This window comes from Bergeriella denitrificans NBRC 102155 (genome assembly GCF_001592185.1).
Classification (GTDB): Bacteria; Pseudomonadota; Gammaproteobacteria; order Burkholderiales; family Neisseriaceae; genus Neisseria; species Neisseria denitrificans.
In genome coordinates this window covers 1-4,878 of sequence record NZ_BCWL01000166.1, presented here as the reverse complement: position 1 = coordinate 4,878, position 4,878 = coordinate 1, and the positions used below count along the sequence as shown (strand labels likewise).

Genomic DNA, 4,878 nt, shown 5'->3' with positions numbered 1-4,878 from the left:
ATCCCCCCCCCCCCGCAAAAATAATATCCCGCTCCTAGCCGCCCTGCTCGGCGGTCTGCTCGCATTCCATACCCTGCCCGCTCTGGCATCTCCTTCCCCAACATCAATCAGCTCTGAACAGACAAATCAACAATTCAATCGCGCCCTTGAAGCTGCCCAGCGTAAAGACTACGCCACAGCCCTGCGCTTATGGCAGCCACTGGCGCAACAGGGCAATGCTGTCGCGCAATCTAACCTCGGCCTGATGTATTACAAAGGTGATGGCGTGATGAGAGATAACAAGCAGGCCTTCGAGTGGTTCCGCAAAGCTACCATGCAGGGAAATGCCGAGGCGCAATCTAACCTCGGCGTGATGTATGCCGAAGGCCAGGGCGTGGCGAAAGATGACAAGCAGGCCTTCGAGTGGTTCCGCAAAGCTGCCATGCAGGGAGTTGCCAACGCGCAATACAACCTCGGCGTGATGTATGAAAACGGCCGGGGCGTGGCGAAAGATGACAAACAAGCCGTCGAGTGGTACCGCAAAGCCGCCGCCCAGGGAGATGCCAACGCGCAATACAACCTCGGCGTGATGTATGCCAAAGGCCAGGGCGTGGCGGAAGATGACAAGCAGGCCGTTGAGTGGTTCCGCAAAGCCGCCGCCCAGGGAGATGCCCGAGCGCAATACAACCTCGGCGTGATGTATGCCAAAGGCTGGGGCGTGGCGAAAGATGACAAGCAGGCCGTTGAGTGGTTCCGCAAAGCCGCCGCGCAAGGCCATCAAAACGCCATCGATGCGCTGAAAGCATTCAACCTGCGCTAATCCTGCCGCAAAAAAGCCGTCTGAAAATCCAACTTTCAGACGGCTTTTTTTTATTCTTTCACACCCGCTTCGTCACCCGACCTACTGCTGAAGCAGCAAGTCCGCTGCCCCGTACTACCTGTACTGTCTGCGGTTCGACTCCTTGTATCAGAATTTAATTTCTCCGACTATATTTGCCCCTGCGTCTTGAACGGGGAAGATGCAGATTACTGAATTTCAAAGGGCTCTCTGTTCCTCAACCGTTTGTTTTATCCCGAACGCACGTTATTTCCGATACCAGCCGACGCTCAATGCCCGCTCCATCGGTGAGTAATACAGCGGCATAGTGGCGGGAAAGCCCAAGGTATCGCGATAGACCACGCGGTAGGTGTCGGCATACCAGTTTGGCACGACGATGTATTGGTGGCGCATCACGCGGTCGAGTGCGCGGGCGGCGGCGACCAGCTCGGTGCGGCTGTTGAAATGCTCGAATTTTTTCAGCAGCGCTTCCACCGCAGGCAGGCACACGCCCGCCCAGTTGCGGCTGCCTTCGGTGCGTGCGGCTTCGCAGCCGAAATACATGGCCTGCTCGTTGCCCGGGCTGTTGCTGTTGGCATAAACCACGATGGTCATATCGAAATCGAAGGCGGTCATGCGCTTTTGGAATACGGCGGAGTCGGCGGTGCGTACGGTCATTTTCACGCCGATTTTCGCCAAGTCGCGCTGCCATTTGGCGGTCACGCGCTCATAGGTTTTGCTCGGGGAGAGAAATTCAAACGCCAGCGGCCGCCCCTGTTTGTCCACCAATACGCCGTTGCGGTAGCGGTAGCCCGCCTGCTCGAGTAGGGCGCGGGCTTTCAGCAGGTTGGGGCGGACACCCTGGGCGGCATCGATGCGCGGCGGTTCGGGTGCGTCTTGGGCAAACACCTGCGGCGGCAGTTGCGCTTTCAGCGGGTTGAGCAGCGCCAGCTCCGCGCCTTCGGGGCGGCCGCGGGCGGCCAGCTCGCTGTTGGTAAAAAAGCTGTTGCTGCGGCGGTAGGCGCTGTAAAACATCCGGCTGTTGGTGGTTTCAAAATCAAAACTTTCCACCATGGCGCGGCGCACCAGAATATTGTCAAACGGCGGCTTGCGCGTGTTCATCACAAAGCCCTGCATACCGGCGGTATTGCGGTGCGTCCACTCGTGTTTGGCCAGGCCGCGTTTCTGCAGCGCGGCTTCGGGGTAGGCTCGCGCCCAGTTGCGGGCGACGTTTTCCTGCATAAAGTCGTATTGGCCGCCTTTCAGGCCTTCGATGCGCACGCTGTCGTCTTTATAGTATTTGAAGCGGACGGTATCGAAATTGTAGCGGCCTTTGCGTACGGGCAGGTTCTGCGCCCAATATTGCGGATCGCGGCGGTATTCGCTCTGGCGGCCGCGCTCGGCTTTGGCAAAGCGGTAGGGGCCGGAGCCGATGGGCGGCGTGTTGGCGGCTGATGCCAGGCCTTTGGGGTAGCTTTTGTGCGAAAACACGGGCAGTTCGCCCAAAATCAGCGGCAGCTCGGAATTGCGCTGCTTAAAGTGGAACACAACGGTGCGCGGAGCGGGCGTTTCCACGCGGGCAACATCGCCCCAGTAGAATTTGTACATCGGCGCGGCGGCGGGGTCGGCTGTCAGCGTGTTGAACGAAGCGGCCACGTCTTTGGCCAACACCGGGTCGCCGTTGTGGAAGCGGGCGCGGGGATTGATGCGGAAGGTAACGGACAGGCCGTCGGGCGCGACGCGCACGTCTTCCGCCAGTAGGCCGTACACGGCGAAAGGCTCGTCCCAGCTTTTTTCCATCAGCGTATCCAGCGTCAGCATCGCCATGCCGCTTTCGTGGTCGCCTTTGAGGGTAAAGGGATTGAGCGTGTCGAAGCCGCCGGGCAGGGGCAGCGTTAACGTGCCTCCTTTGGGTGCGTCGGCGCGCACATAATCAAAAGACGGGAAACCGGCGGCATATTTGGGCGGCTGACCGAGGCTGAGGCCGTGGTCGGCGCGGGCGGGCGCGGCGAGCAGGGCGGCGGCAAAAAGAAGCAGGGCGGGCAGTTTCGTTATCATAATGCTTGTCGGTCAGGGTATGGGTGGGAGCGGGCGTTTACGATATTCAAGCGGATTTTTCAGACGGCATCTGCTGCCAGAGCAAATCGCAGATGCCGTCTTTAGGCGCAAACCCGGCGGGTGCTTCCAGTAAGAGGGCGCGGATGGCGGCTTGGTCGGCGCGGTGGCAGGCGGCATCCATGCGTGCGAGCCAGTCGGCCAAACGCTCGGGCGGCAGCATGGTTTCGCTGGCGGTCATGATGCGCGGGTGGCCGGTGGGGCGGACGTTGTCGCCGATCAGCAGCTCTTCGTAGAGCTTTTCGCCCGGGCGCAGGCCGCTGATGCGGATTTCGATGTCGCCGTCGGGGCGGGCTTCGTCTTTCAGCTTCAGGCCGCTCAGACGAATCATCTGCTTGGCCAAATTCATAATGCGGACGGGTTCGCCCATATCGAGTACAAACACATCGCCGCCTTTGCCCATCGCACCGGCCTGTATCACCAGCTGCGCCGCTTCGGGAATGGTCATGAAATAGCGCGTGATGTCGGGGTGGGTCAGGGTAATCGGCCCGCCGCGTGCGATTTGCTGCTCAAACAGGGGTACGACCGAGCCGGACGAGCCTAAGACATTACCGAAGCGCACCATGCAGAAGCGCGTGCTTTGGCCGGGTTTGGCGGCCATGGCCTGCAACACCAGCTCCGCCATGCGCTTGCTCGCGCCCATGGTGTTGGTCGGGCGCACGGCTTTGTCGGTGGACACCAAGACAAACGTCGCCACGCCGGCGGCTTCGGCGGCTTCGGCGCAGCGCAGCGTGCCCCAGATATTGTTACGCAGGCCGGCGATGGTGTTGTATTCGACCAGCGGCACATGTTTGTAGGCCGCAGCATGATAAACGGTATCGATGCGGAAGGTTTCCATCACGGATTGCAGATGCGCCTGATCCTGCACCGAGCCCAACAGCGGCACGATGTCCACCGGGCTGCCCGAGGCCGTCTGCAAACGCGCCAGCTCGCGCTCGATGGCATAAAGGGCGAATTCGGACAGCTCAAACAACACCAGCCGCGCGGGCTGCTGCTGCACAATCTGGCGGCAGAGTTCCGCGCCGATGGAGCCGCCCGCGCCCGTGACCATCACGGCTTTGCCGAAGGTATCGGCACGCATCAGCTCGGGCACGGGATCGACGGGTGTGCGCCCGAGCAGGTCGGAAATGGAGATTTTCTGCAACGCGCCCGCGTTGATGCTGCCGCCCACCCAGTCGCTGACCGCAGGTATGGTCAGCACTTCGCAGCCGTAAGGCTCGAGGCTGCGGATAATGGCCGCGCGTTTGGCGGGCGCGGTGTGCGGCAGGGCGAGCAGGATTTTGCGGATGCCGTATTTGTGTACCAGCCGCCCGATTTCAGACGGCGGGTAAACGGTTAAGTCGCGGATATTGATGTGGTGGTTTTCCGGCGCATCGTCGATAAACGCCGCCGGCCAGTAAGCCGCGTTCTGCCGCAGCGCATCGGCCAGCTGCCGCCCAGACTGCCCCGCGCCGTACACCAATACGGGGGCGGAATGCCCGCGCCGCTCCACCAATACCGCCCGCAGCAGCAGGCGCGAGCCGCCGGTTAACACCAGCAGCAGCACGAAATACACCACCGGCAGCGCCAGGCGCAGCTGCTCGAAATACAGCACGCTGAAAAAGAAAAACGCGGTCGAAGCCAGGCTGCCGGCCAGCGCCACCGCCAGCACGCGCATATTGAGATAGCGGATGACGGCGCGGTAAAGCCCCAGGCGCGTGAACACCAGCAGCGTCGGCACGAGCGTGGCGGCAAAAGCCAGCCAGTTGGCCGGGTCGCTCCATTCCTGATAGTAGTCGGCCTTCAGGCGCTGGGTAAACCAGAATGTCGCAAAAATCATCAGTATGTCGTGGCAGACAAACAGGATTTTTTTGGCGGCGCGCGGCAGGGCGAGCAGTTTTTCCAAAATCATAGCGGTTGCGTGTGTGTTTTCAGACGGCATCAAGCCGCCGTGTGTTTATGGTATCGTCGAAGAACACAGTATGAGA

3 protein-coding genes are annotated in these 4,878 nt (G+C 60.9%); 1 reads left to right on the top strand and 2 read right to left on the bottom strand.

The features are described 5' to 3' along the window. The first annotated feature begins 25 nt into the window (after positions 1-25). A complete protein-coding gene (locus tag BDE01S_RS08390) occupies positions 26-799 on the top strand; it encodes a tetratricopeptide repeat protein (protein ID WP_218015864.1) in 774 nt (257 codons plus the stop codon). A gap of 264 nt (positions 800-1,063) precedes the next feature. Here BDE01S_RS08390 and BDE01S_RS08385 read toward each other — a convergent pair whose 3' ends face one another. Together BDE01S_RS08385 and BDE01S_RS08380 are read right to left on the bottom strand one after the other, a co-directional pair. Further along, a complete protein-coding gene (locus BDE01S_RS08385; RefSeq protein ID WP_066080111.1) occupies positions 1,064-2,854 on the bottom strand; it encodes an extracellular solute-binding protein in 1,791 nt (596 codons plus the stop codon). 46 nt (positions 2,855-2,900) lie between these two features. Next, complete coding sequence (locus BDE01S_RS08380; protein ID WP_066080108.1) at positions 2,901-4,802, bottom strand: polysaccharide biosynthesis protein; 1,902 nt, start codon at positions 4,800-4,802, stop codon at positions 2,901-2,903. Between the last annotated feature and the right edge of the window lie 76 nt (positions 4,803-4,878).

Bases quoted from the DNA above. Each gene is read 5' to 3' on its own strand.
- BDE01S_RS08385 (WP_066080111.1), bottom strand. From the start codon at position 2,854: ATGATAACGAAACTGCCCGCCCTGCTTCTTTTTGCCGCCGCCCTGCTC.
- BDE01S_RS08380 (WP_066080108.1), bottom strand. From the start codon at position 4,802: ATGATTTTGGAAAAACTGCTCGCCCTGCCGCGCGCCGCCAAAAAAATC.